Below are 26319 nucleotides of genomic sequence, written 5' to 3' on the forward strand. Positions count from 1 at the left end.
CGAGACGATTGTGCAGGCGCCAGTCGAGCCGCACGTGATCGACAAGGGCATACCGACTGCCGGCCTAGTGGCCCATGTGATGGTGGCCAAGTATGCCGACCACCAGCCGCTGTACCGCCTGGAGCCCATCTTCGGGCGTGCCGGCTTCCCCGTCCCGCGCTCGACCTTGGCGCAGTGGGTGGGCACCTGCGGCGTGCGACTGCAGCCACTCGTCGATGCCCTCAAGGCCGTGGTGCTGCGCCACGGCGTGCTGCACGCCGACGAGACTCCGGTGCAGATGCTCAAGCCGGGCAACGGCAAGACTCACCGCGCCTACCTCTGGGCTTACGCCGCCGGCGCCTTCGAAGACCTCAAGGCTGTGGTCTACGATTTCTGCGAGTCGCGCGCGGGGGTGCATGCGCGCGAGTTCCTCGGCGACTGGCAGGGCACTCTGGTCTGCGACGACTACTCCGGCTACAAGGAGGGCTTCAAGTCAGGCCGGATCATCGAGGCCGGCTGCCTGGCGCACGCCCGGCGCAAGTTCTTCGACCTGCACGCAGCCAACAAGAGCCAGATCGCCGAGTTCGCGCTCGAGCAGTTCAGCAAGATTTATGAGATCGAGCGTCAGGTCAAGGACCTGGAAGCCGAGGAAAGAAGAACGATACGACAGCAGCAGACTCGGCCGCTGCTCGACGCTCTGCACGAGTGGATGACACTGCAGCGACAGAAGGTGCCGGGCAACTCGGCCACCTCGAAAGCACTGGACTACAGCCTCAACCGCTGGGCTGCGCTGACGCGCTTCGTCGACGATAGGCAGCTACCCGTGGACAACAACTGGGTCGAGAACCGGATCCGTCCTATTGCCCAAGGAAGGGCTAATTGGCTCTTCGCAGGCTCGCTGCGTGCGGGCCAGCGCGCGGCCGCCATCATGAGCTTGATCCAGTCGGCGCGCATGAACGGGCACGACCCGTATGCCTACCTCAAGGACGTCCTGACCCGGCTGCCCACGCACAAGGCCAGCCAGATCGAGGAGTTGCTACCGCATCGCTGGAAGTCTGCTGTCAGCACCGACGCCTGAGCGTCAATCACCCTACGTGCCGGCGGTCAAGTATGGGGTTAGCCGGACGCATACCGCGCTGCGTCGATTTGCGTATGACATTCGGGGGGCAATGGAACGAGCCACGGTGGTCATCACCGCTCGCCCTGTGCCCATCGATCGCCAGGCGTTCAAGGACATCCTGCCAGTGACCCCTCCAGTGCGGCATGAAGATTCGCAAGATGAGTTCATTCGCATCGCCATGGATGGCCCCAGCAAGACCAAGGACGACGGGCCGCCCTCCAGCCGAGAGGTCGAACTGCTACCTCTGACTGGCCCTCAGATCATGGAGTTCTCGCGGTCTCGAGGCGTTGAGGATCCAGAGGCCTTGCTGGCAGCCATCGACGCAAAGCACGCCAGAGAGTTCGCTCGCAAGCCGCAGGATCTGATCGAGCTCTGCGACGACTGGAGAGAACACGGAGTGCTTCGTGCGCACTTTGAGCAGATCAAATCTCATGTGCGCGCCCGCCTCGCCGCCCGACCCGATCGGCGCGAGAAGGCAGAGCTTCCGCCAGCGAAGGCGCTGGTCGGCGCACAGCGACTAGCGCTCGCAGTCATCCTGAGCCGGCGCCTGACCATCCGGTATAGCGCTGGATCGGATGGCGACTCGTCAGGCGCTGCACCGATCGATTCGCGTGAGCTGCTGGCGGATTGGGGCCCCAATGAGGTGTTGACGCTTTTGGAGCGTCCCATCTTTGTCGAAGGCGGATACGGAAGGGTCCGGTTCCACCATCGGTCAGTGATGGAGTTTCTCGCCGCCCGCCAGATCCATGACCTGATCGAGGCAGGGCTGCTGGTCCAGTCGGCTGCTTGCCGCATGTTGTTCGCACTCACGGGTTCGAACGAGACGATCCTCAGGCCGTCGATGAGGCCCGTGGCCGCGTGGCTTGCCTTGCTCCGGCACGACATGTTCGAGCGGGTGGTCAAGATCGAGCCGGACGCCCTGCTTATCCATGGCGACCCTGAGTCGCTCACGGACCTCCAGCGGGAGCGCGCGTTGCTCGGCTACGTGGCGCGATACGGCAAGGGTCAGTGGCGTGGCCTTGAAGTGCCGAATCTGCAGGTGGCGCGGTTCGCGCAACTTGGCCTCGCTGGCACGGTGCAATCTGCCTGGGCTGCTGGCATCGAGGCACCTGAGGTCCGGGAGCTTCTGCTCCGGCTTGTGAGCTCCGGCCACATGCAGGGTTGCGCGGACTTGGTTGCACACGTTGCAGCGGACGCATCTTGCAGCGATCGCGAGCGATTCGAGGCATTGCTAGCGCTTGCGGCCCTGAGCGATTCCCGCCTTGCATCGATGGTCGATGCGATCGTCAAGCTGGCGCCGGGGTGGTCCGAACGACTGGCGCGTTGGGTTGGGACGATGCTTTATCCGGAACATGTCACCGAAGCCCAACTGGTTCAGCTCTTGGCGAGGGTGCGCAGCGAAAAGAGGGATCTTGGGGGCTACGCAGACAGTGTCGCCCGGGTGATTCAGAAGGCCGACATGAGCCAAGCTCGCCTTGAAGCCTTGTTGCCTGATGTGCTTCGGCTTGCACGCGGGGGGCTGTCTGCGGTCGAGGAAGAGTTTCAAGAGGCCGATGGGCGGCTGGAAATGTCGAGCATCTTGCGCTCGCTGTGTCTCCGGTTGCTGGAACTTGGAAGCGTCAGCGAGACACTGATCGCGGCCTCGGTTCTTGCCAGGCGGTCGGCCGACGCTTCCTCCGGCTTGGGTAAGGGCAAGACGGAACTGAGTGCGTTGCTCGACTCGCTGCCAAATGGTTGGCGACCGCAGGTCTTCGAGGCAGATCTGGCCTGTGTGGAAGCGCTTGGCGGCGATCGCAGTGCCAGTTACCGCCTGGTTCGCATCGTCTATGAAGGAGCACTGAACTACACGTTGGAGCGGGACGGCCGGTGGGTGCAGGCAGCGCTAGCTGACGTACAGATGTCGCCAGAGCGTCGAGCGGTTCTGTTGCACCTGGCCGCGCACCTCTACGCGATCGAGGGAGGCCTCAAGGACGGCGAGGGCGCTCTTCGCGGGGCCGTGGCAGATTCGACAGCGCTGAACGACGAGTTGAACTCGATCGTTGCGTCGAACCAGCCAAGCCCTGAGTTCCTGAAGATGCAAGAGGAGCAGCGGAAACGGCAAGAGCGCCAGGCCAAGAAGCGCACAGAAGAGCGGGATGCCTGGGCTCGGATCAGGCGCGAGCTGGCTGAGCAGCCCGCGCTGGCACTTGGGCCCGGTCGAAGGGACAGCACGATCTGGAACCTCTGGCTGGTCTTGCGCAAGCTGGGTCGAAATGGCGACGAAGGGCGATGGGATCGTGCGTTCTTGACCTCACAGTTCGGAGGCGACATCACAGACAGGCTGAGACTTGCCTTGATGGCCTACTGGCGCGGCTTGCGCCCGACGGTTCGATGTGAACGCCGGCGCGGAGAGGAAAACACCTATTTGGCGGTGTGGTCGATCGGCCTGATGGGCGTTTATGCGGAAGCGGAGGATCCCCACTGGGCTGCCAAGCTAAAGCGCAGTGAAGCGGAACTTGCTGCTCGCTATGCCTTGCTGGAGCTGAACGGCCTGCCCAGTTGGCTGGGCAGCCTAGCGAAGGCGCATCCCACCGATGTGGAAACCGTAGTTGGCGCCGAACTGCTCGATGAGCTACTCGATGCGGGCGGCGATTCAGGGTGGCACTCGATGGTGCTGCAGTCCCTGCGGAGCGGCACGCAGGATGTAGCACAGTTGCTTCTGCCTCGTCTCGTTGGCTGGCTCGCATGGTCGGGCTTGACATTGATGCAGCTCCCGCACTCGCCGTCGAACGAACAGAAGCTCTCCCTGGTTATTCGCGTGCTACTGGCGCACGCCGGCCCCGAGGTCAAAGGACCTTTGGAGGAACTGGCCGCGGCTCAGGTTCAGGCGGCCGGCACCGGCCCGTACTTGCTGTTCTGGCTGCCGATCTTGTTCTCGCTCGCGCCGTTGCGCGGTGTGGAGAGCATGCTTCCCCTTCTGGCAGCACTTCCCGTGGAGCCCAACGGGGCAGCAGTTCACATCATTGGTTCACTGTTCAACGAGCGGACTGGCTCTGGATCGACCGAATGGGCCTCCAAGCTGGCTCCGGCGCAACTACTCCGGTTGACGCTTGAATTTCATTGTCACGTGAGGTCGCAAGATGACCTCGTGCATGACACCGTCTACTCGCCTGGGGCGCGTGACGCTGCTGAGAACGGGCGTCGGTACATCTTCGATGCGTTGATGAAGGCAAGCGGACCTGAGGCTCTCAGCGCTAAGTTGACTCTTGCGGCTGATCCACTCTTCGAGCGCTTGCGGGATCGCATCGCAGCATTGGCTCAGGAACGACTTGCTGCAGAGATCGACTCCAGCGCCTGGATACCGGCGGAGGTAACCACACTTTTGTCCCGTAAGGAGCTCTCACCCAAGACTACAACCGACATGGCACAGCTGCTAGTCGATCGGCTGGACGACCTTCAGGAGCTGTTGCTCAGGGACACAGGACCACGAGCGGGTTGGGCGTCGATCGACGACGAGAACACGCTGCGGCCCTTGATTTCACGCGAACTGGAAGTTGCATCGCGGGAGGCTTATACCGTGGATCAGGAAGCGGTGACGGCTGATGGCAAGGAGACGGACATCCGCCTTCGCGCGCTATCCGGCTACCAGGCCACCATCGAATTGAAGATTGGTGAGAAGGGACGATCCGCGCGAGAGCTGTGCGACACCATCGAAGAGCAGTTGGTCAGGAAATACATGGCTCATCGCGACGCGCGTACAGGCTGTCTACTTGTCTCCGTAGCTGACCCGGCCAGGTACTGGCTACACCCCGACACAGGCGAACGAATTGATCGCTTTGGCCTGCAGACGCTCCTTCAGGCCAAGGCCGATGTTGCTCAGCGGCAACTCGGTGGGGAGGCACGGGTTCTCGCTCGCGTCCTTCATCTTGTGCAGCGCCTTTCTACGGAAAAGCAGGCTTCTGGCACTGCGCGATGACCTGATACGAACACCTCTATGGCAGAACGCACTGTTGGCCCCCATGAGTTTTGGCTTCAGACCTGTGGCCTCAATACCCATCGTCGCGGCACGAGCTACGCTCGTTTAGATACGCCATGGAATGCCTTCACAGCTGACGGTGGCAAGCTCGTCTGCACTATTTGGGTTGACGAGATCGTCGAAGTTCATGACCCAGAGTTGGGCCACGCTCGTCGCTTCGTGAAGATGGGCGGGCGCTCTCGACGATGGAAGGGCGTTGGGATGCAACACGGGCAATATGCGCGCGCCAACCTGGACAAAGCCGTCGCTGAGAAGCTACCAATATTCGGCTTTGAGGCCGAGCCTAACAAGGCCGCCTTGGAGCGCGGAGAGAGGTCGGTCAAGCACTTCTACCTCGACCGGACACACCAGCTGCAGGGTCGAATTGGCCTCAGTCTGTACGAACTGGAGAAAAAGCTCCACATCGAAGACGCTTTCAGGAAGCGTGGAATCGCCGATGAAGAGGATCCGAATCTGCCCGCATCACTCTTCGAGTTGGTGGGCACGACGATCGAACCACCAGCAGCGGGGGATTACCAGATCGAGGACGCGAGAGAAGAACACGAGGTCGATCTGCCGTTAGAAGGAAACCAGTCTGCCGATGTGTATGCCCGCAAGGCCCTGCCAATACTTGTGGCGCACGTGCTTCAACAGCAAGACGGCGTAATGGCGCCAATCACATACCGCCGCCTCGCTGAACTCCTTGGCCGGCGGAACAGGCACGGCGACCCCTGGGCGAGAGGACTGGGCTTCGTATTGGGTCGGGTGACTGAGCTGATTGACGGCGTTCGCAGCCGATTGACTGAGCCACCGCCGTTTCTCACGAGCATCGTCGTTCTGTCGAGCGGCCCAAATGTGGGCTTACCCGACAAAGGGGTGAGTGGTGTATGGCCTGGGTACGAGACGATGTCCAGGGAGGAGAAGCGAGCCAAGCTCGCTGCCGAGTTTCAGCGCATCCTCGCCTACCGTAGCCGGTGGAACGAGGTGCTGCGCCTCGCAGGCCTGCCAGTGATCGAACCGCCAGTCGGCTCGAATGGAATCCCCGTTCCAGGTGGTTGGGGCGGAGGGGAGTCAGAAGCACACTTGGCGCTGAAGCTCTATGTGCGCGATCACCCCGAGTTGGTTGGTGCGCGAGCTGACTGGGATGCCTGGGTCGAGTACGCCCTGCGCTCCGCAGACGAGTTGGAGGTCATGTTCTTATCGGATCGGGTCTGGATCGGGGTCGAAGTGAAGTCAAGGACCTCCGATCGGAACCTTGCCGATTATGAGCGCGGCATTTACCAGGTCGTAAAGTACCGCTCCATCCTTGAGGCACAGGCTCTCGTCGATTTTCCGGATGCTCAACCGGAGATTCGCGTAGTGCTGCTCCTTGAGCGAGAACTTCCTGCCGTATATCGCGCTTTGGCAGCTCATTTGCGGGTGACGGTTATTGATGGCATTGTCCCTACCAATGCTCAGATAGAGTGCGATGCCTGAGTCGGAAAGTCGGTAATTAGACCTATAAAGACGCGGGTGAAAAGCGGATGTTGCGAGCTCGATCTTTTGGCCGCAGTCGCCCCGATGGCCAGTCCAAATTCCCGCACCTGTGGCCATCCCAAATGCCCCCAGGCAAGGCTGGCCGCATTATGGCGGCTCGGTCCTCGACGAATCGGGCGCGCCACTTCGAAACCATCTGCCGTGTCACACGCTGACGGCGCGCAACGTCAGCGCGTGAGTAGCTCGCGCTCGGCTTCGCTCAACACCAGTTCTGCCTTGAGTCTTCCTCGCATTGGTGCCCTCGTGATGTGCATAGAGGGTGTGCAGAATTTGTGTAAGTGGACAATCCACCGCAGGCGCGCGCCGGCTTGCCCGTAAGACTGCTTCCGGTGGCATCAGTCTTCCAGCGGAACAATACGAAAGACTGCTCCCTGCCTAAACCGGCCATCGGCTGAACCATTCTGGCGGTAAGCTTGTAGCTGGGAGCCGACACCCAGAGTCGATTTGTCAAACTGATCCATACCCTGGATGGACATTGAAAAATCCCCGGCCGATTGGCCAGGGACTCTTGTCAGGGGCTGGGACGCTGCCGCGGCTTCAGCGCTTTTTCTTGTTGCGGTACTGGTCGGCGACCACGGCCGCGACGATGATCGCGCCCTTGACCATCTCCTGGTAGTAGGCGTCGATGCGGATGAAGGTGAAGCCCGAGGTCATCACGCCCAGGATCAGCACGCCGATCACGGTGCCGGTGATGCGGCCCTTGCCGCCGACCAGCGAGGTGCCGCCGATCACGACCGCGGCGATCGCGTCGAGCTCGTACATCACGCCCATGCCCGACTGGCCCGAGATGGCGCGTGCCGCGGTCACGGTGCCGGCAATGCCCGCCAGCAGGCCGGCGATGGTGTAGATCCAGATCAGGTGGCGGTTGACGTTGATGCCCGAGACGATGGCGGCCTGGCGGTTGGCACCGATGGCGTAGGTGAACTTGCCGAAGCGGGTGTGGCGCAGCACGACATGGAAGATCACCGCCAGCACCAGGAAGATGATGACCGGGTTGGCGCCGGAGCCGATCCAGGCGAAGTCATCGGTCAGCATCGACACCGGCATGCCGCCCGTGAACCACTTGGCAAAGCCGCGCGCCGCGACCATGGTGCCCAGCGTGGCGATGAAGGGCGGGATCATGGTGTAGGCGATCAGCGAGCCGTTGATGCAGCCAATCACCAGCCCGGTCAGCGCACCCGCGATGATCGGCCAGATGATGGGCAGGTCGGTCAGCGCCGGAAACACCGCGCGCGGGAAGTCCGACACCTGGGCCAGGCTGGCCGAGACCACTGCGGCGGCGGCGACCACCGAGCCCGATGACAGGTCGATGCCGCTGGTGATGATGACCAGGTTGACGCCGATCGCGATGATGCCGATCACGGCCATCTGCAGGATGATGATCTGCAGCCGGTCGAGGTTGAACAGGAAGCTCTGTCCGTTGACATACCAGCCCAGCCCCTCGAACAGCAGGCCGATGCCCAGCAGCACCAGGAAGATGCTGGCTTCCTGCGGCAGTTTGAACTTGAAGGGGGAGGGAAGTGAGGCCATGGTGTTGACGGCGGTAGTGCTCATGTTGTGTCTCCGGTTTACTTGGCGGCCAGGCTCATGACGCTGACCTGATCGGCATCCTTGCGGTCCAGGATGCCGGTGATACGACCTTCATGCATGACGGCGACGCGGTCGCTCATGCCCAGGACCTCGGGCATCTCGGACGAGATCATCAGGACGGCGACGCCCTGGCCGGCCAGTTCGGAGACCAGTCGGTGGATCTCGGCCTTGGCGCCGACGTCGATGCCGCGGGTCGGCTCGTCCAGGATCAGGATGCTCGGGTTGGTCAGCAGCCAGCGCCCGACCAGCACCTTTTGCTGGTTGCCGCCTGACAGGTTCTGGATCACCTCGTGCATGTTGGGGGTCTTGACGCGCAGGCGGCGCGCCATCTCGTTGCAATCCTTGGCGAGTTGGCTGCTTTGAACGAAGCCCAGCTTGTTGACGTAGCGGCTGTTGAGCACGGCCAGGTCCATGTTGTCCTGGATGTCCAGGCACAGGAAGCAGCCGGTGTCCTTGCGGTCCTCGGTCAGGAAGGCCATGCCGGCGGCCATGGCCTTGGCCGGCTTGTCGATCACCAGCTGCTGGCCGCGGATCGTGATGCTGCCCGAGCTCGCCGGCGTGACGCCGAACAGGGTCTCGGCCACGTTGGAGCGGCCCGAGCCGACCAGTCCGGCCAGGCCCAGGATCTCGCCGGAGCGGATGTCGAACGAGACGTCGTGGAACACGCCGTCGAGCGTCAGGTTCCTGACCGACAGCACGACGTCGCCGATCGGCACCGTTTCCTTCGGGAACATCTGCGTGATCTCGCGTCCGACCATCATCTGGATGATGTCGTCGCGCGTGACGTCGCTGGCGGCGCAGGTGGCGATGTACTTGCCGTCGCGGAACACCGAGAACTCGTCGGCGATCTCGAACAGCTCGTTCATCTTGTGCGTGATGTAGATGATGCCCTTGCCCTGCTCGCGCAGGCTGCGGATGATGCGGAACAGGTGCGCGACTTCCTTTTCGGTCAGGGCCGAGGTCGGCTCGTCCATGATCAGCACGTCGGAGTTCCAGGACACCGCCTTGGCGATCTCGACCATCTGGCGGCTGGCCACCGACAGGGTCTGGACCTCGGCCAGCGGATCGATGTCGATGCTCAGGCGCTCGAACAGCTCCTCGGTGCGGCGCTTGAGTTCGCGGTGGTCGACCAGGCCGAAGCGGTTGCGCGGCTCGCGCGTGATCCAGACGTTCTCTGCCACCGTCATGTGCGGCATCAGGTTGAGTTCCTGGTGGATCATCGCGATGCCCTGCTGCAGGGCATCGATCGGCGAGCTCAGCGTGACAGGCTTGCCCCTGAGCAGGATCTGGCCCTGGTCGGGAATGTAGACGCCCGCGATGATCTTCATCAGGGTCGATTTGCCCGCGCCGTTCTCGCCCATCAAGGCATGCACGCTACCGGCCTTGAGCGTGAAGGACACGCCGTCGAGCGCCACGACGCCGGGAAATCCCTTGCGTATGCCGCGAATGGCCAGCAAGGGCGGCGACTCCGGCGTGGGGGGAGCGTCGACCGCGCGCTCGAGGGTGGCTGTCTCAGTCATCTTGTGAACTCCGCTGCGAATCTGAGTAAAAGGCAGGGCCTCCCGAGCGGAAAGCCCTGCGCGTCGGTGGATCAGTTCTTGCCGGCGTACTTGCTCAGGTTCTGCGGGGTCACGAGCTCGAACGGCACGTTGACGAAGCGCTCGACCGGCTGCTTCTTGATCAGCTTCATGGCCGCTTCGACCGCACCGGCGCCTTGACCGGCGGCGTTCTGGAACACGGTCACTTTCAGGTCACCGACCTTCATCGAGGCCAGCGCGTCGGGGGTGGCGTCGATGCCGGCGACGATGCTGGTCGGGGTCCACTTCTTGGCGGCCTTCAAGGCGTTGATGGCACCGAGCGCCATTTCGTCGTTGTTGGCGACGATGGCATCGAACTTCACGCCCGAGGACAGCCAGTTGGTCATGATGTCCTGGCCCTTGGTACGGTCCCAGGCGCCTTCGCGCTTGTCGACGATCTTCAGGCCCGAGCATTCCGGGGTCTTGACCACGTCCTCGATGTCCTGGGTGCGGGTGCGGGCGGCTTCATTGGACAGCTCGCCCATCAGCACCAGCAGGTTGCCCTTGCCGTTGAGCAGCTTGCAGACCTGCTGGGTCTGGACCGTGCCCGAGACCTTCTCGTCCGAGGCCACGAAGGCCACGCCAGCGGGCAGCTTGGCGAAGTCGACCGGCTTGCGGTTGACATAGACCAGCGGGATCTTGGCATCAGACACCATCTTGGTGATCTTGGGGGTGGCGTCGGTATCGACCGGGTTGACGATGATGGCGTCGACCTTCTGCGCAATCATGTTCTGGATCTGGCTGAGCTGCTTGCCGACGTCGTTGCCAGCGTCTTCCACCTGTACCGTGGCGCCGAATTTCTTGCCGGCTTCCAGCGTACCGTTCTTCAGGATGGTCAGGAAGGTGTCCTGCTGCGCCATGGCCAGACCGATCTTCTCGGCCTGGGCGGCCAGCGGTACGAGCAGGGTGGAGGTAACGGCTGCGGCGATCAGAAGTTTTTTCATGAATGTCTCCGAAAGATGAGTGGTTGTGGATGCCTGACCCTTGCCCGGTTGCTTCTGCTGGCTGTTGGCGCTGGGGGTCTCGACAAGACTGAACTATAGACAAGACTGGATAAATTTAGAAAATATTTTTCTAAGTAATTACACCTAGAAAAAATATTTCGATTTAACGTAGACTGGCGCCACCGAGGTGGTCAAACGCCTTGATTCGCCCTTCCTTCACTTCATGACGCAGCCCTGACCGGCTGGATTCAAGATGAGCAAGCTACAGTTCCCCGCTCCGCGCCGACATGATCTGGCCTGTCTCGGCCGCCTGGCCGTTGATCTCTATGCCCAGCAGTTCGGTGCGCGGCTGGAAGACGCCCGCAGTTTCTCGATGTACCTGGGCGGCAGCTCGGCCAACCTGGCTTTCGGCGTGGCCCGGCTCGGCTGCAAGACTGCCATGATCTCGCGCGTCGGCGACGAGCAGCTCGGCCGTTTCCTCAACGAAACGCTGCAGCGCGAAGGTTGCGACACCAGCCAGGTGCAGACCGATCCCGAGCGCCTGACCGCGCTGGTGCTGCTGGGCCTGAAGGACCGCGACACCTTCCCGCTGCTGTTCGTGCGTGAGAACTGCGCCGACATGGCGATCGAAGCCGAGCAGATCAGCGAGGACTTCGTTGCGGGCTGCCGCGCGCTGGCCATCACCGGCACCCATCTGTCGACGCCGACCACCCGCCTGGCCTCGCTGACGGCACTTTCCTATGCGCGCCGCCATGGCACGACGACCGTGCTCGACATCGATTACCGCCCGGTGCTCTGGGGCCTGACCCCGCGCGGCGCCGGCGAGAACCGCTATGTGCCCGACGCGGCCGTGACGGCACAGCTGCAGCAGGCCTTGCCCTGGTTCGACCTGCTGGTCGGCACCGAGGAGGAATTCTTCATCGCTGGCGGCGTGGCCAATGACCTGATCGCCAGCCTGCGCGTGGTGCGCGAACTCTGCCCGGACGCGACCCTGGTGGTCAAGCGCGGCGCGCTGGGCTGCTGCGTGATCGAGGGCGAGATCCCGGACGACATCGACGCGGCGCCGACCTACCGCGGCGAACGGGTCGAGGTGCTCAATGTGCTGGGCGCCGGCGACGCCTTCCTGTCCGGCCTGCTGGCCAGCCTGCTGCAGGGCAAGGACTGGGCCGAGTCCACCCGCGTCGCGAATGCCTGCGGCGCCATCGTGGTCTCGCGCCATGCCTGTTCGGCCGCGATGCCGACCCCGGCCGAGCTGGCGCACTGGTTCGGCGGCAGCCGCAACCCCCAGGTCGATGCCGACCAGCAGCTGGCGCACCTGCACCGCGTCACGGCCGCGCGCCGCGACTGGAACGAGCTGTGCGTGATGGCCTTCGACCACCGGGCCCAGTTCTATGACATCGCGCGCGCAGCTGGCGCCGACGAGGCCCGCATTCCGGCCCTCAAGCGCCTGCTGGTGCAGGCGGCCGAGCAGGTCGAGCGCAGCCGCCAGCTGCAGGGCCACACCGGCGTGCTGATCGACGGCGGCGACTACGGCCGCGACGCGCTGGCCAGCGCTACCGGCCGCGGCTGGTGGGTCGGGCGTCCGGTCGAGCTGCCGGGCTCGCGCCCGCTGCGCTTTGACGGCACCCGTTCGGTCGGCAGCGCGCTGACGCACTGGCCGACCGAGCAGGTCGTCAAGTGCCTGCTGCATTACCATCCCGATGATGCGGTCGATCTGCGCCTGGAGCAGGAGCAGCGCGTGCTCGAGCTGTGGGAAGCCACGCGTGCGAGCGGCAACGAGCTGCTGCTCGAGATCATTCCGCCCAAGGCGCTGACGCCCGACGGCAGCAGCGACGCCGCCGTGCTGCGCGCGGTCAAGCGCTTCTACAACCTGGGCGTCAAGCCCGAGTGGTGGAAGCTCGCGCCGATGCAGCCCGCCGGCTGGCGCCAGCTCGAGGCCCTGCTGGCCGAGCGCGACCCCTATTGCCGTGGCGCCGTGATCCTGGGCCTGAACCAGCCGCTGCAGTATCTGGCCGACAGCTTCGCCGCTGCCAGCAGCCCGATCGTCAAGGGCTTCATGGTCGGTCGCACGCTGTGGGCGGACGCCTCGCTCAAGTGGTTCAAGGGCGAGCTTGGCGACGCCGAACTGATCAACGAAGTGGCGCGCAACTTTGCCGTGCTGGTCGATGCCTGGCGCAACCGCCACCAGGCCCTGCGCGCCGCGGCCTGACATCCCACCGACTCCTCACAGGTCATGAAAACCCAACGACTCACCCTGGCGCAAGCGCTGGTCAAGCACCTGGCCGCGCTGCGCATCGAAACCCACGACGGCCAGATCCAGCCCTATTGCGGCGGGGTCTTCACCATCTTCGGTCACGGCAACGTGGCCGGCATGGGCGAAGCCCTGGTGGCCGAGCGCGACCGGCTGCCGACCTTTCGCGCCCACAACGAACAGACCATGGCCCACGCCGCGATCGCCTATGCCAAGGCGAGCTTTCGCGAGCGCATCCTGGCGGTCAGCACCAGCATCGGCCCCGGCGCGACCAACCTGGTGACGGCCGCTGCCGTGGCCCATGTCAACCGGTTGCCGGTGCTGCTGCTGCCGGGCGACGTGTTCGCCAGCCGCCGCCCGGACCCGGTGCTGCAGCAGATCGAGAGCTTTGCCCAGGGCGATGTCAGCGCCAGCGACTGCTTCCGCCCGGTCACGCGCTACTTTGACCGGCTGACCCGGCCCGAACATATCCTGACCGCGCTGCCGCGTGCGATCCAGATGATGACCGACCCGGCCAACTGCGGCCCGGCCTGCCTGTCGCTGCCGCAGGACGTGCAGGCGATGGCGTTCGACTGCCCGGAAAGCTTCCTGCAGCCCGAGCTGCTGCGCTTCCGCCGCCCGCCGGCCGATCCGCGCGAACTCGCCAGCGCCGCCGCGCTGCTGCGCCAGGCGCGCCAGCCGCTGATCGTGGTCGGCGGTGGCGTGCTCTACAGCCAGGCCTGGGACGCGCTGCGCGCCTTTGCCGAGGCGCATGGCGTGCCGGTGGTCGAGTCGCATGGTGGCAAGAGCAGCCTGCCCTGGGACCATCCGCTCAACCTGGGTGCGATCGGTGTCGACGGTATCTCGGGCGCCAACGAGCTGGCGCGCTCGGCCGACCTGGTGTTTGCCGTCGGCACCCGCTTACAGGATTTCACCACCGGCTCGCACGCGCTGTTTGCCCATGCGCGGCTGTTGAGCCTGAACGTCCAGCCCTACGACGCCGGCAAGTGGAGCGCCAGCGCGCTGGTCGCCGATGCCCGCACCGGACTCGAACAGCTCGCGCCGCTGCTGCAGGGCTGGGCCGCTGACCCGGCCTGGACCGAGCGCGCGCGCCGCAATGCCGCCGCCACCAATGCCCGCATCCAAGAGCTGACGACCCAGCTGCCGCAGGGCGTGCTGCCCTACGACGCCGAGGTGATCGGCGCTGTGCGCGACTCGGCCGCCGAGCTCGGCCTCGACAGCGGCGTGCAGGATGTCGCGCTGTGCGCCGCCGGTACGCTGCCGGCCGAGCTGCACAAGCTCTGGCGCGCCAGCAAGCCCGGCAACTACCACATGGAATACGGCTATTCCTGCATGGGCTATGAGGTCGCGGGCGGCCTGGGCGTCAAGATGGCGCGCCCCGAGCAGGAGAGCATCGTCTTCGTCGGTGATGGCTCCTACATGATGGCCAACTCCGAGCTGGCGACCTCGCTGCTGCTGGGCAAGAAGATGATCGTGGTCATCCTCGACAACCGGGGCTATGGCTGCATCGAGCGGCTGCAGCTCAAGACCGGCAGCCCGAGCTTCAACAACATGCTCGACGACTGCGTGCCCGAGGGCGGCGAGCGCAGCCGGATCGACTTCGCCATGCACGCGCGCGCCATGGGCGCCGACTCGGTGCATGTCAAGGATGTGGCCGAGCTGAAAGCCGCGATGGTCAAGGCCCGCGCCGCCAAGCGCACCCAGGTGATCGTGATCGACACCACCCATACCCGCATCACCGATGGCGGCTGCTGGTGGGAGGTCGCGATTCCCGAGGTCTCTGACCGCGCCGAGGTCCAGCAGGCCCGTGCCGGTTACGAACAGGCCCAGCAGGGCCAGCGCCTCTGAGGCCCCGGCCTGCAAGTAGATCCAACCCCCATCGACAGACCCAAGCAAGCACTTCAGAAAAGATAGGAAGAGAATCAAATGAGCTGGAACGTACGCATCGGCATCAACCCCCTGTCGTGGATGAACGACGACCTGCCGTCCCTGGGCGGCGAGACCCCGCTGGAGACCGCGCTGAAGGAAGGCAAGGAAATCGGCTACGAGGGCTTCGAGTTGGGCAACAAGTTCCCCAAGGACGGCCCCGGCCTGAAGGCCAAGCTCGACGAGTTCGGCTTGGCCTGTGTCTCGGGCTGGTATTCGGGCTTCCTGGCAGAAGTGCCCGCCGGCCTGAGCGACGAGCAGGCGGTTGCCGCCGAGATCGAGCGCTGCCAGGCCCACATGAGCAAGCTGCAGTACAACGGCGTCCAGGTCGTGGTCTACGGCGAATGCGCCGGCACCATCCAGGGCCAGATCGACACCCCCGTGGCCAAGCGGCCGCAGTTCACCAGCGACGCACAGTGGCAGGCCTATGCCGAGCGCCTGAACGCCTTCGGCCAGCATCTGCTCGAGACCTATGGCATCAAGCTGGCCTACCACCACCACATGGGCGCCTATGTCGAGTCGCCGGCCGACGTCGATCGGCTGATGCAGCTGACCGATCCGGCCAAGGTGTTCCTGCTGTTCGATACCGGCCACGCCTATTTCGGCGGCGCCCTGACCCCGGCCGAGCTGCTGCAAAAGCATGTCAAGCGCGTGGTCCATGTGCATTGCAAGGACGTGCGCCCGCAGGTGATCGCGCAGGCGCGCAACGAGAGCTGGAGTTTCCTGAACGGCGTCATCAACGGCACCTTCACCGTGCCGGGCGACGGCTGCATCGACTATGCGGCAGTGCTGCAGACGCTCAAGGACAACGGCTACGAGGGCTGGCTGGTGGTCGAGGCCGAGCAGGACCCGGCCGTGGCACCGAGCTACGCCTACGCGCAAAAGGGCTACCAGACCCTGCGCGGCCTGGTCGACAGCCTGGCCTGAGCCAAGGAGCTGCATCATGCCAAGTCATTTGCTGGCCAAGGCCGCCCCGAGCGGGCGCGAGATCGTCGAGGTCACGCCCGAGCGGGCCGGCTGGACCCATATCGGTTTTCGGGCGCTGCGCCTGGGTGCCGGCGAAACGGAAACCGTCGCGACGCAAGAGCGCGAGCTGTGCCTGGTGGTGCTGACCGGCACGGTCGATGTCACGGTCGACGGCCAGACCTATGCCGGCCTGGGCCGGCGCGACAGCGTGTTCGATCCGGTCTCGCCGGCAGCGGTCTACGTGCCGTCGGGCCATCAGGTCGTGATCCAGGCGCGGCGCGACGCCGAGCTGGCGCTGTGCAGCGCGCCCTGCGACGACCAGGTGCGGCAGGTCCGGTTGCTCGACTCGCAGGCCATGCGCCGCAGCGTGCGCGGCCAGGGCAGCAACACCCGCTATGTCTGCGACATCCTGCCGCACGACGACCCGACCGCCGCCCACCTGCTGGTGGTCGAGGTGCTGACGCCGGCCGGTCACTCCTCGAGCTACCCGCCGCACAAGCACGACCTCGAGCAGCCGCCGATCGAGACCCAGCTCGAGGAAACCTACTACCACCGGCTCAATCCGCCGCAGGGCTTTGCCTTCCAGCGCGTCTACACCGATGACCGCAGCCTCGACGAGGCCTGCGCGGTCGAGGATCATGATGTCGTGATGGTGCCGCGCGGCTACCACCCGGTGGTGGCGCCGCACGGCTATGACCTCTACTACCTCAACGTGATGGCGGGACCGAACCGCTTCTGGGTCTTCAAGAACGACCCGGCGCACGAGTGGATGCTCAAGGCCTGAGCCTGCGGTCTGCCTGAATTCACCCGCCTCGCTGGTCCGAGGCGGGTGAGTTTTGCTGTTTTCAGCTCTGGCGGCGCTCGGCCATCAGGTCCATCTGATGCTGGTACTGTTCGGCCGGCCAGCCTTCGCGCAAGGCCTGCAGCGTCACCGCTTGCGGGCTGGCCGGGGCCAGGCCGCCGAGCGGCGGGTCGCGGTCGAGGTTGGTCGGGAAGGCATAGCCTTCGGCGCTGGCGGCCACGACGCGGGCCAGGGCGGCGTCGTCGAGCCGGCCGTCGCGCACCTGCGCGAGCAGCTCCGGATACAGGGCGCGCATCATGGCTGGGCGGTCCACCGACTCCATCGCGCGACCGAAGGCCGACGAGACCTGCAGCAGGTTGGCCATGCGCTGGATGCCGGCCGAGCGGTTCCCGCCCGCCGCGTGCAGCAGCGCGGGATTGAAGAAGACCGCGTCGCCCTTGTCCAGCGGCAGCTGCACGCGTTGGCGCTCGAAGTAGTCGCGGAAATCGGTGCGCTGCGCCACCAGGTAGCCGTGACTGTATTTCTGCGAATGCGGCAGGTAGAGCGTCGGGCCGCTTTCCAGTGGCATGTCGACATGGGCGACTGCACCTTGCAGCGTCAGCAGCGGCGAGAGCTGGTGGACATGGGCCGGAAAGCGTTCGGCCTGTTCCGCCGTGCAGAAACCCAGGTGATAGTCGCGGTGCGGCGTCTGGGCAGCGCCGCCGGGGCGCACGCTGTTGACCTGCGAGGTGATCTGGTAGCCGGGTCCGAGCCAGGCCTGGCTGGCCAGTGCGATCATGTCGTTCGAGTAGTAGCGGGCAAACAGCCCGGGGTCGAGCAGGCAGAGCTTTTCGAGCGCGTTCCAGATCCTGTCGTTCGCGCCGGCCTTGGCAAAGTGGTCGCCGCCATGCTGCTGGCTGCGCTCGCGCGCGATGATTGCCTCGAAGCGCTGCGTGACCGCATCGATGATCTCTGGTTCGGGCAAGGCGCCCTTGAGCACGATCAGTCCCGGTCCCTGTTGCCAGATCCAGGCCCATTCGCTCATCAGGGTCTGGCGGAAATCAGCGCTGGCGCCCAGATGCTCGCGCATCGAGGCGCAGTCGTAGATTGGTACCTCGTCCGCTATCTGCGCCGCATGCGGGCAGCAGCGCGGATCGGTTCGCTGGTTCACGAGTTGCTGCAAGTCCTCGAGTCGGGCGTCCGCGGCTGAAAGGTAGGCGGGGTAGGCGGGGTAGGTGGGATGGGCAGGGCAGGCGGTGCTTGGCATGGGATCTCCGGGTGGCTGAGGTGCCCAGTCTATGCAGCGCCGTGTCTTGCACAGGCGCGCCGACACCTCAAAAACACCTCAGAATCACGCTGGTGTCCATACCCGGTTTGAAGCCAATGCCCCATCCCCATGCCATGAAGGAAATCGCCCTGCAGGCCGGCGTCAGCCTGGCGACGGTCGACCGCGTGTTGCACCAACGCCCGGGCGTGCGAGCGGCCACGCAAAGGCGGGTGCAGCAGGCTTGTGCCGAACTCGAGCGCCAGCACCAGCAGGTGGGCCTCAAGGGCCGGCGTTTCCTGATCGACCTGGTCATGGAGGCGCCGGTCCGCTTTTCGCGCATGGTCCGCACCGCGCTCGACGGCGCCATGCAGCGCGCGCAGCCGGCGGTGTTTCGCGCGCGCGACCATCTGGCCGAGACCATGGGCGTTGACGAGTTGGTGGCCTTGCTTGATGCGATCGCGCGCCGCGGCAGCCATGGCGTGCTGCTCAAGGCGCCGGACCTGCCGGCGGTGGCCGCTGCGGTGATCCGCCTGCAGCAGCGCGGCATCCCGGTCATCACCCTGGTCACCGACTTGCAAGGCGCGCCGCGCCAGGCCTATGTCGGGCTGGACAACCACTGCGCCGGCCAGACGGCGGTCTACCTGATGGCGCAATGGCTGGGCGGCCAGGCCGTCGATCTGCTGGTGTCGAGCAGCGGGCAGCGTTTCCAGGGCGAAGGCGAGCGCATCGATGCCTTTCGCGCATCGATGGCCGCGCTGCTGCCGGCTTGTCGGGTGCATGTGCTTGACGCCGGACTCGGGCTGCACGGGCCGACCGACGCGGCGGTGAGCCAGCTGCTGGCCAGCCAGCCCGGGCTGGCGGCGGTGTATTCGGTCGGGGGCGCCAACGCCGCCATCCTGTCGGCCTTCGAGCGCGCTGGCCGTAGCTGCCGTGTCTTCATCGGGCATGACCTCGACGACGACAACCTGGCGCTGCTGCGTGGCGGGCGGCTGTCGGCGCTGCTGCACCATGATCTCGAGCATGACCTGCACATGGCCTGCCTGCTGCTGCAGCAGATCCATGGCAACCCGGGCAGCGCCCAGGTGCCCAGGCGCTCGAATGTCGAGGTGATCACGCCCTTCAACCTGCCCGCGGCCGTCCTGCGTCGCGGCGGTCCTGACCGGTGACGGGCCGGCTTACAGCCCGGCGCCAAAGCCGGGTGCCAGCCGCTCGCGCAGGAACGCCACCAGCGCGCTGACGGCGCGCGGCACATGGGCCGAGTAGGGCCGGATCGCATGGAGCTGTCCGGCAAACGAGTCGACCGGCGTCCAGTCCGGCAGCACCCGCACCAGCTCGCCGGCCTGCAGGCCGGCCTGGGCGCTGAAGTCGGGCAGCAGCGCGATGCCGAGTCCCGCCAGTGCGGCGTCGCGCAAGGCCTCGCTGTTGTTGGCCGCCAGCGAGCCGCTGATCTGCACCGTCACGCGCTCTTGCCCGGCCGGATCGCGCTTTTCCAGTGTCCAGGCCGGCCGGTCCTGCGAGCGCGGGTAATGCAGGCAGTTGTGTCCCAGCAGCTCCTGCGGCTGCTGTGGCGACCCCATCCGACTCAGGTAGGCCCGGGTCGCTACCAGCACCGACTGCGTCTCGCACAGGGTCCAGGCCACATGGGTGTCGGGCGCGGTGGCGCTGTGGCGGATCGCCAGATCAAAGCCTTCGGTCGCCAGCGACGCCAGCCGGTCCGACAGGTCCAGCTCGATCCTCACCTCGGGATACTGGCGCAGGAAGTCGGCCAGCAGCGGCACCAGTTGCTGGCGCGCGAACGCCACCGGCGCCGTCACGCGCACCAGCCCGCGCGGCGTGCCCGCCAGGTCGCGCACCTGGGCGAAGCTCTGGGCGATCTGCTCGAACGCGCCGCGCGTGTCGTCGACCAGACGCTGGCCGGCCTCGGTCAGGCGCACGCTGCGCGTCGTGCGCCGCACCAGCGCCACCCCGGCCACCCGCTCAAGCTCGGCCACGCGCTGGCTCATCGCGGCCTTGCTGACCCCGAGCCGATCGGCCGCGGCCGTGAAGCTGCCCTGCTGGGACAGCACCGTGAGCCAGTGCAGATGGCCCCAGAGTTGTTCGACTTTTTGTTGTTCCATGATTTGATTGTTCAATATATCAAACAATCTGTTCAGTCTGGCGGTCTAGGCAGCTGTGCGGGCGATTTCTACACTGTCTCCAACCACAACAGGAGACACCCATGACCCCTTACACCGACAGCAGCGAAATCGCCCAGTTCATCGCCGGCCAGCGCACTACCGGCAGCGGCAGCCGGACCCAGCCGGTCTACAACCCCGCCACCGGCGCCGTGGCGCGCCAGGTGCGCCTGGGCAATGTGCAGGATGTCGACAGCGCCGTCGCCGCCGCCGCCGCCGCCTTCCCGGCCTGGTCCGAGACGCCGCCGATCCGCCGCGCCCGCGTGATGTTCAAGTTCCTCGAACTGCTGAACCAGCGCAAGGATGAGCTGGCCGCCATGATCACGGCCGAGCACGGCAAGGTTTTCACCGACGCGCAGGGTGAGGTCGCGCGCGGCATCGACATCGTCGAGTTCGCCTGCGGCATCCCGCAGCTGCTCAAGGGCGACTACACCGAGCAGGTCTCGACCGGCATCGACAACTGGACCATGCGCCAGGCGCTCGGCGTGGTCGCCGGCATCACGCCGTTCAACTTCCCGGTCATGGTGCCGATGTGGATGTTCCCGGTCGCGATCGCCGCCGGCAACACCTTCGTGCTCAAGCCCAGCCCGACCGATCCGTCGCCCTCGCTGTTCATCGCCGGCCTGCTCAAGCAGGCCGGCCTGCCCGATGGCGTCTTCAACGTGGTGCAGGGCGACAAGGAAGCGGTCGATGCGCTGCTGGTGCACCCGGACGTCAAGGCGATCAGCTTCGTCGGCTCGACCCCGATCGCCAACTACATCTACGAGACCGGCGCCCACCACGGCAAGCGGGTGCAGGCGCTGGGCGGCGCCAAGAACCACATGGTCGTGATGCCCGACGCCGACATCGACCAGGTGGTCGATGCGCTGATCGGCGCCGGCTACGGCTCGGCTGGCGAGCGCTGCATGGCCATCAGCGTGGCGGTGCTGGTCGGCGACGTGGCCGACAAAGTGATCCCCAAGCTGCTCGAGCGCACCAAGACCTTGCAGGTGCTCGACGGCATGAACCTGGCGGCCGAGATGGGCCCGATCGTGACCGACGCGGCGCGCCAGCGCATCAGCGGCTACATCGAGGCTGGCGTGCAGGAAGGCGCCCAGCTGCTGGTCGACGGCCGCGGCTTTGACGGCGCCCAGGCCGGCGCGGGCTGCGACAACGGCTTCTGGCTCGGCGGCACGCTGTTCGACCATGTCACGCCCGAGATGAAGATCTACCAGGAAGAGATCTTCGGCCCGGTGCTGGCCTGCGTGCGCGTGCCCGACTTCGGCACCGCGGTGCAGCTGATCAACGACCACGAGTTCGGCAACGGCACCGCCTGCTTCACCCGTGACGGCAACGTGGCCCGCGAGTTCGCGCGCCGCATCCAGGTCGGCATGGTCGGCATCAACGTGCCGATCCCGGTGCCGATGGCCTGGCATGGCTTTGGCGGCTGGAAGCGCAGCCTGTTTGGCGACATGCACGCCTATGGCGAGGAGGGCGTGCGCTTCTACACCAAGCAGAAGTCGGTCATGCAGCGCTGGCCCGAGAGCATTGCCAAGGGCGCCGAGTTCGTGATGCCGACGGCCAAGTAAGCCGCAGGCGCCGCGCTCACTTCTTGCCGCGCAGCTTGGCGAGCTCGGCCTGGGTCTCGTTCCAGAGCTCCATGCCGACGCTGGCGCCGATCGAGGCGTAGACCCGGGTCAGGTTGCTGCGCATGCGGGCGGCCTCGGCCGGCGAGAGCTCGTTGACCTGCATGCCCTTCTTCTTGAGTTCGGCGACGGCACCGGCGGCCTCCTTGCGGGTGTCCTGGCGCTCGAAGTCGCGGCTGGCCTTGGCGGCGTCCATCAGCACCTTCTGCTCGGCCGCCGACAGGCCGTCCCACCATTTCTTGCTGACCAGCACGATCCACGGGCTGTAGACATGGTTGGTCACGGTCAGGTACTTCTGCACCTCGTAGAACTTGCTCGACAGGATGGTGTTGAACGGGTTTTCCTGGCCGTCGACGGTGCCGGTCTCGAGCGCGCCGAACAGCTCCGAGAAGGCCAGCGGCACCGCGTTGGTGCCCAGGGTCTTGAAGCTGTCGAGGAAGACGTTGTTCTGCATCACGCGCAGCTTGATGCCCGACAGGTCCTCCATCTTGCTGATCGGGCGCTTGCTGTTGGTCAGGTTGCGAAAACCGTTCTCCCAGTAGACCAGGCCGACCAGGCCCTTGTCCTGCAGCTTGGCGCGCACCTTGTCGCCGACCGGGCCGTCGAGCAGGGCGTCGGCTTCCTTGGCGCTGTTGAACAGGAAGGGCGTGTCCCACAGCGCCATTTCCTTGCTGATGCCGACCAGGGTCGCGGTCGAGCCGACCATCATCTCCTGCGCGCCGCCGATCAGCGCCTGCTGCATCTGGGTATCGGGCCCGAGCGCGGCCGCGCCGATCGCGCGCACCCGCATCTTGCCGCCCGACGCCTTCTCGACCTGCTCGGCGAACAGCTTGGCGGCGCGGCCCTGGTTGCTCTGCTCGTTGAGGCCGTAGCCGAAGCGGATCAGGCGCGGCTTGAAGTCCTGCGCCTGGGCCATGAAGGGCGCTGCCAGCGCCAGCGCGGCAGCCGTGGTCACGAGGGTGCGACGGAACATAGTCATGGGAGTCTCCTGGAGGAAAGCCAATTCTGGCGGGGTTTGAACGGTTAACGCATCCACGCCACGGGCGCGGTCACGATCTGGGGGAACACGACGAAAAGCGCGAGGATCAGCACATAGGTCAGCAAGAACGGATTGACCCCCTTGATCACCTGGTGCAGCGACAGCCGCCCGACGCCGGCGACGACGTTGAGCACCGTGCCCACCGGCGGCGTGATCAGGCCGATGGCGCCGTTGAGCACGAACATCAGGCCGAAGTAGACCGGGTCGATGCCGGCCTTGATCGCGATCGGCAGCATCACCGGCGCGAAGATCAGGATGGTCGGCGTCAGGTCGAGCGCGGTGCCGATCAGCACCAGCGCCAGCATCATCACCGTCATCAGCAGGCGCGGGCTCTCGACCAGCGGACCGAGCCAGCCGGTCAGCACGCCGGGCAGGTCGGCCAGCGTGATCATGTAGCTCGCGACCTGGGCGCCGGCACACAGGAACATCACGATCGAGGTGGTCTTGGCCGCGCGCACCAGCACCGGACCGATCTCGGCCAGCTTCATCTCGCGGTGGATCGCCAGTGCGACGAACAGGGCGTAGAAGGCCGCGACCACCGCCGCCTCGGTCGGCGTGAAGATGCCGGTCTTCATGCCGCCGATGATGATCAGCGGCATCAGCAGGGCCCAGAACGCCTTGGCCGTGATGCGCAGGCGCTCGGACAGCGGCAGCGGCTCGCCGGCGGGCAGCTCGATGCGGCGCAGGATCAGCTTCCAGGTCACGATCAGGCCGGCTCCCATCAGCAGGCCCGGCACGATGCCCGACAGGAACAGCGCCGAGATCGAGGTGTTGGTCGTCACGCCGTAGATCACGAACGGCATCGACGGCGGGATGATCGGCGCGATGATGCCGCCCGAGGCGATCAGGCCGGCCGAGGTGTTCATCGGATAGCCCTGCTGCTTCATCATCGGCAGCAGGATGGTCGCCAGCGCGGCGGTATCAGCCAGCGCCGAGCCGCTCATGCTGGCCATCAGCACCGCGGCGCCGATCGCGACGAAGCCGAGTCCGCCGTGGATATGGCCGACCCAGGCCTGCGCCATCGCGATGATGCGCCGGCTGATGCCGCCCGAGTTCATCAGCTCGCCGGCCAGGATGAAGAAGGGCACGGCCAGCAGCGGAAAGCTGTCGATGCCGGCGACCAGGTTCTGCGCCAGCAGCTGGGTGTCCCAGAAATCCAGCACCCAGGCCATGCCCGCGCCGGTCAACACCAGCGCCAGCGCCATGTTCATGCCGATGCCCATCAGCAGCAGCATGCCGCCGACGAACACGATAAAGGCCAATCCTTCGGGGCTCATGGTTTCACTCCACTTCGACGCCGTGGCCGAGGTCCAGCGGCTGGCGTTTGAACAATTCGATCAGCGCCATCACGCCGATCGCGGCGGCGCTCAGGAAGGCCGGCAGCGGCAGCAGGGCGGTCGGGTAGCCCAGCACCACCGAGTGGCTGTCGAGGCCGACCATGACCTGCTGCCAGGCGCCGTGGGCCACCAGGCCGGCGCCGGTCACGACCAGCAGCCGGATCACGGCGGTGGCCAGCAGCATCGCGGTCCGGTGCCGGCGCAGCAGGCCGATCAGGCTGGTAAAAGCCATGTGCTCGCCGGCCGGGTAGGCCGCGGTCGCGCCGATGAAGACCATCCAGACGAACAGCAGCCGCGACAGTTCCTCGCTGGCGGCCACGCCGCTGCCAAAGCCGTAGCGCAGCACGACGTTGACGAACACTGCGACCGCCATCACGCCCAGGCAGGCGGCCATGGCGAACTGGGTCAGCCGTTGCAGGCGCGGGGCCGGGGTGTTGTCCGGGCTCATGCCGTCTCTCCTTGCTGCAGCCAGGCTGCGACCTCGGCTTGCAGTTGTGGCAGCGGGGCGGTGGCGTCGAGGCGCAGCACCCGCGCTTCTCCGAGCGGGGACTCGAGCGTGGCGAACTGGCTGTCGACCAGGCTGGTCGAGAAGAAATGCTGCGGGGCCCGGGCGCTCACGCGCTGCTGTGCTTGCTCGCGTCCGATCTCGAGGAAGACAAAGCGCAGGTCGGGTGCGGCCGCGCGCAGCCGCTCGCGGTACTGGCGCTTGAGCGCCGAGCAGCTCAGCACCGCGCCGTCCGCGTGCTGGCGCAGTTCCTCGCCGAGCCGGCTCAGCCAGCCTGCGCGGTCGGCATCGGTCAGCGCGATGCCCTGGCTCATCTTGGCGCGGCTGTCGGCGCTGTGGAAGTCGTCGCCCTCGATCAGGCTCAGGCCCTGGGTCTGGGCGACGAGCGTGGCCAGGCTGGATTTGCCGCAGCCGGCCACGCCCATGATGACGATCTGGTGGCTCATGTTGGGATAGCGCTATCTCATGGAGTTGAAAAAAGCGGCGGGGCCTGGGAAGTCGAAAATCGACCGGTCGCGCTGCGCACAAGCAGCTCAATGCGACCGAGCGAGGGTATTTCCCTTGCGGCCCGCCTTTGGGTAGCGCTATCCTATCGGTTTTCGAACATCTGCCAACCAGGGGTTTACCCTAGACATGAGCCAGCCTGCCTCCCGTTCCCGCGCCACCGGGCGCATCACCCTGGCCGACGTGGCCCAGCGCGCCGGCGTCAGCCCGATGACCGTCTCGCGCGCGCTGCGCGGCGAGCGCGCGGTCGATCCGCAGCTGGTCGAGCGCGTCAAGGCGGCGGTCGACGCGCTGGGCTACCTGCCCGACCCGGCCGCGCGCGCGCTTGCCTCGCGCCACAGCAGCCATGTCACGGTGCTGATTCCGCTGCTGTCCAACGCCCTGTTCGTCGACCTGCTCGAGGCGGTGCAGCGCACGCTGCGCCCGGCCGGCTACCAGACGCTGATCGGCATCACGCACTACGACCCGGCCGAGGAGGAGCAGCTGCTGCGCGAGCAACTGCTGCACCGCCCGGCCGGGCTGCTGGTGACCGGGCTCGAACGCAGCGACGCCACGCGCGCGCTGATCGAGCGCAGCGGCGTGCCCTGTGTCTACCTGATGGAGGCCTCGGACCAGCCCGGGCTGCACTGCGTGGGCTTCTCGCAGCAGGAGGCCGGCGCCGCCATGACCCGGCATCTGCTGGCGCGCGGGCGCCGGCGCATCGCCTTCGCCGCCGCCCAGCTCGACCCGCGCACGCTGCAGCGGCTGGCCGGCTGGCGGCACGAACTTGAGGCGGTCGGCCTGTACCAGCCGGCGCTCGAATGGCTGGACCCGGCACCGTCCTCGATCGCGCTCGGCGGGGCGATGTTCGAGCGCCTGCTGGCGCATGACCCCGGCATCGACGCCGTCTTCTTCAACAACGACGACTTGGCGCAGGGCGCGCTGCTGGCGGCGCTGCGCCTGGGGGTGGCCGTGCCGGGCCGGGTCGCGGTTGCCGGCTTCAACGACCTGACCGGCAGCGACCAGATGCTGCCGCCCCTGACCACGGTGCGCACGCCGCGCGCCGAGATCGGCAGCGCGGCGGCACAGATGCTGCTGGCGCTGATGACGGGCCAGCCGGTGCAGCCGTCCTCGGTCGACCTGGGCTACGAGCTGCTGGTGCGCGGCAGCACCTGAAGGACAAAGGCTCCGGGGCTTTACTGGAATTAGGGTTTACCCTATACTG

Annotated in this window: 19 protein-coding genes; 10 read left to right on the forward strand and 9 right to left on the reverse strand. The window is 65.9% G+C overall.

The genetic code is table 11. The features are described 5' to 3' along the window. The 3 genes from tnpC to C6P61_RS13850 all read left to right on the forward strand — a co-directional run. The coding region (tnpC, locus tag C6P61_RS13840; RefSeq protein WP_105730519.1) for an IS66 family transposase at positions 1–1057 on the forward strand (1057 nt) is incomplete at its 5' end. Between the two features lie 106 nt (positions 1058–1163). Further along, on the forward strand, positions 1164–5054 hold the full coding sequence (locus tag C6P61_RS13845; protein WP_146115061.1) for a hypothetical protein: 3891 nt from the start codon (positions 1164–1166) through the stop codon (positions 5052–5054). 18 nt (positions 5055–5072) lie between these two features. Next, positions 5073–6569 (forward strand): hypothetical protein, encoded by a 1497-nt coding sequence (locus tag C6P61_RS13850; protein ID WP_146115062.1) that lies wholly within the window; start codon positions 5073–5075, stop codon positions 6567–6569. Positions 6570–7166: 597 nt separating this feature from the next. Here C6P61_RS13850 and C6P61_RS13855 read toward each other — a convergent pair. From C6P61_RS13855 to C6P61_RS13865, 3 genes are all read right to left on the reverse strand, one after another. Further along, positions 7167–8183, reverse strand: coding sequence for an ABC transporter permease (locus C6P61_RS13855; protein ID WP_105730522.1), 1017 nt, complete (start codon positions 8181–8183; stop codon positions 7167–7169). 14 nt (positions 8184–8197) lie between these two features. Further along, positions 8198–9739 carry a sugar ABC transporter ATP-binding protein gene (locus C6P61_RS13860; protein WP_105730523.1) on the reverse strand — a complete coding sequence of 514 codons (1542 nt, stop codon included), beginning with the start codon at positions 9737–9739 and terminating at the stop codon, positions 8198–8200. Between the two features lie 71 nt (positions 9740–9810). After that, positions 9811–10740, reverse strand: a complete 930-nt coding sequence (locus tag C6P61_RS13865) for a sugar ABC transporter substrate-binding protein (protein WP_105730524.1) — start codon at positions 10738–10740, stop codon at positions 9811–9813. A gap of 253 nt (positions 10741–10993) precedes the next feature. Between C6P61_RS13865 and C6P61_RS13870 the strand changes: the two genes are divergently transcribed. The 4 genes from C6P61_RS13870 (at position 10994) to iolB (ending at position 16667) form a co-directional block, all read left to right on the forward strand. Then, the gene (locus tag C6P61_RS13870) at positions 10994–12949 is read left to right on the forward strand and encodes a bifunctional 5-dehydro-2-deoxygluconokinase/5-dehydro-2-deoxyphosphogluconate aldolase (RefSeq protein ID WP_105730525.1); all 1956 of its coding nucleotides are present in this window, start codon (positions 10994–10996) and stop codon (positions 12947–12949) included. Positions 12950–12973: 24 nt separating this feature from the next. After that, on the forward strand, positions 12974–14839 hold the full coding sequence (gene iolD / locus C6P61_RS13875; RefSeq protein ID WP_105730526.1) for a 3D-(3,5/4)-trihydroxycyclohexane-1,2-dione acylhydrolase (decyclizing): 1866 nt from the start codon (positions 12974–12976) through the stop codon (positions 14837–14839). A gap of 78 nt (positions 14840–14917) precedes the next feature. Continuing rightward, on the forward strand, positions 14918–15844 hold the full coding sequence (iolE, locus tag C6P61_RS13880; protein ID WP_105730527.1) for a myo-inosose-2 dehydratase: 927 nt from the start codon (positions 14918–14920) through the stop codon (positions 15842–15844). A gap of 13 nt (positions 15845–15857) precedes the next feature. Continuing rightward, entirely contained in the window at positions 15858–16667 is an 810-nt protein-coding gene (gene iolB / locus C6P61_RS13885) for a 5-deoxy-glucuronate isomerase (protein ID WP_105730565.1), read from the forward strand. 61 nt (positions 16668–16728) lie between these two features. Here iolB and C6P61_RS13890 read toward each other — a convergent pair whose 3' ends face one another. Next, positions 16729–17931 (reverse strand): phytanoyl-CoA dioxygenase family protein, encoded by a 1203-nt coding sequence (locus C6P61_RS13890; RefSeq protein WP_105730528.1) that lies wholly within the window; start codon positions 17929–17931, stop codon positions 16729–16731. A gap of 134 nt (positions 17932–18065) precedes the next feature. On the opposite strand from C6P61_RS13890, the gene C6P61_RS13895 reads away from it, so the two are divergent. Then, positions 18066–19097, forward strand: coding sequence for a LacI family DNA-binding transcriptional regulator (locus C6P61_RS13895; protein ID WP_211296983.1), 1032 nt, complete (start codon positions 18066–18068; stop codon positions 19095–19097). A gap of 9 nt (positions 19098–19106) precedes the next feature. On the opposite strand, the gene C6P61_RS13900 is transcribed toward C6P61_RS13895, so the two are convergent. Beyond that, entirely contained in the window at positions 19107–20048 is a 942-nt protein-coding gene (locus C6P61_RS13900) for a LysR family transcriptional regulator (protein ID WP_105730530.1), read from the reverse strand. Between the two features lie 101 nt (positions 20049–20149). Here C6P61_RS13900 and C6P61_RS13905 point away from each other — a divergent pair, with 101 nt between their 5' ends. Beyond that, positions 20150–21673 (forward strand): CoA-acylating methylmalonate-semialdehyde dehydrogenase, encoded by a 1524-nt coding sequence (locus tag C6P61_RS13905; RefSeq protein ID WP_105730531.1) that lies wholly within the window; start codon positions 20150–20152, stop codon positions 21671–21673. A 16-nt stretch (positions 21674–21689) separates the two neighbouring features. Here the strand turns inward: C6P61_RS13905 and C6P61_RS13910 are convergent, their stop codons facing one another. Genes C6P61_RS13910 through C6P61_RS13925 form a run of 4 tightly spaced genes read right to left on the reverse strand, consistent with a single transcriptional unit; the run spans position 21690 to position 25057 of the window. Further along, the gene (locus tag C6P61_RS13910; protein WP_105730532.1) at positions 21690–22709 is read right to left on the reverse strand and encodes a TRAP transporter substrate-binding protein; all 1020 of its coding nucleotides are present in this window, start codon (positions 22707–22709) and stop codon (positions 21690–21692) included. Positions 22710–22753: 44 nt separating this feature from the next. Next, complete coding sequence (locus tag C6P61_RS13915; protein WP_105730533.1) at positions 22754–24046, reverse strand: TRAP transporter large permease; 1293 nt, start codon at positions 24044–24046, stop codon at positions 22754–22756. A gap of 4 nt (positions 24047–24050) precedes the next feature. Beyond that, the gene (locus C6P61_RS13920; protein WP_105730534.1) at positions 24051–24554 is read right to left on the reverse strand and encodes a TRAP transporter small permease; all 504 of its coding nucleotides are present in this window, start codon (positions 24552–24554) and stop codon (positions 24051–24053) included. Next, positions 24551–25057, reverse strand: a complete 507-nt coding sequence (locus C6P61_RS13925; RefSeq protein WP_244908938.1) for a gluconokinase — start codon at positions 25055–25057, stop codon at positions 24551–24553. Before C6P61_RS13925 ends, C6P61_RS13920 begins: the two co-directional genes overlap by 4 nt. A gap of 187 nt (positions 25058–25244) precedes the next feature. Here C6P61_RS13925 and gntR point away from each other — a divergent pair, with 187 nt between their 5' ends. Beyond that, the gene (gntR, locus tag C6P61_RS13930) at positions 25245–26270 is read left to right on the forward strand and encodes an HTH-type transcriptional regulator GntR (RefSeq protein WP_105730535.1); all 1026 of its coding nucleotides are present in this window, start codon (positions 25245–25247) and stop codon (positions 26268–26270) included. Positions 26271–26319: the final 49 nt, after the last annotated feature.

This window comes from Malikia spinosa, from assembly GCF_002980625.1.
Lineage (GTDB): Bacteria > Pseudomonadota > Gammaproteobacteria > Burkholderiales > Burkholderiaceae_C > Malikia > Malikia spinosa.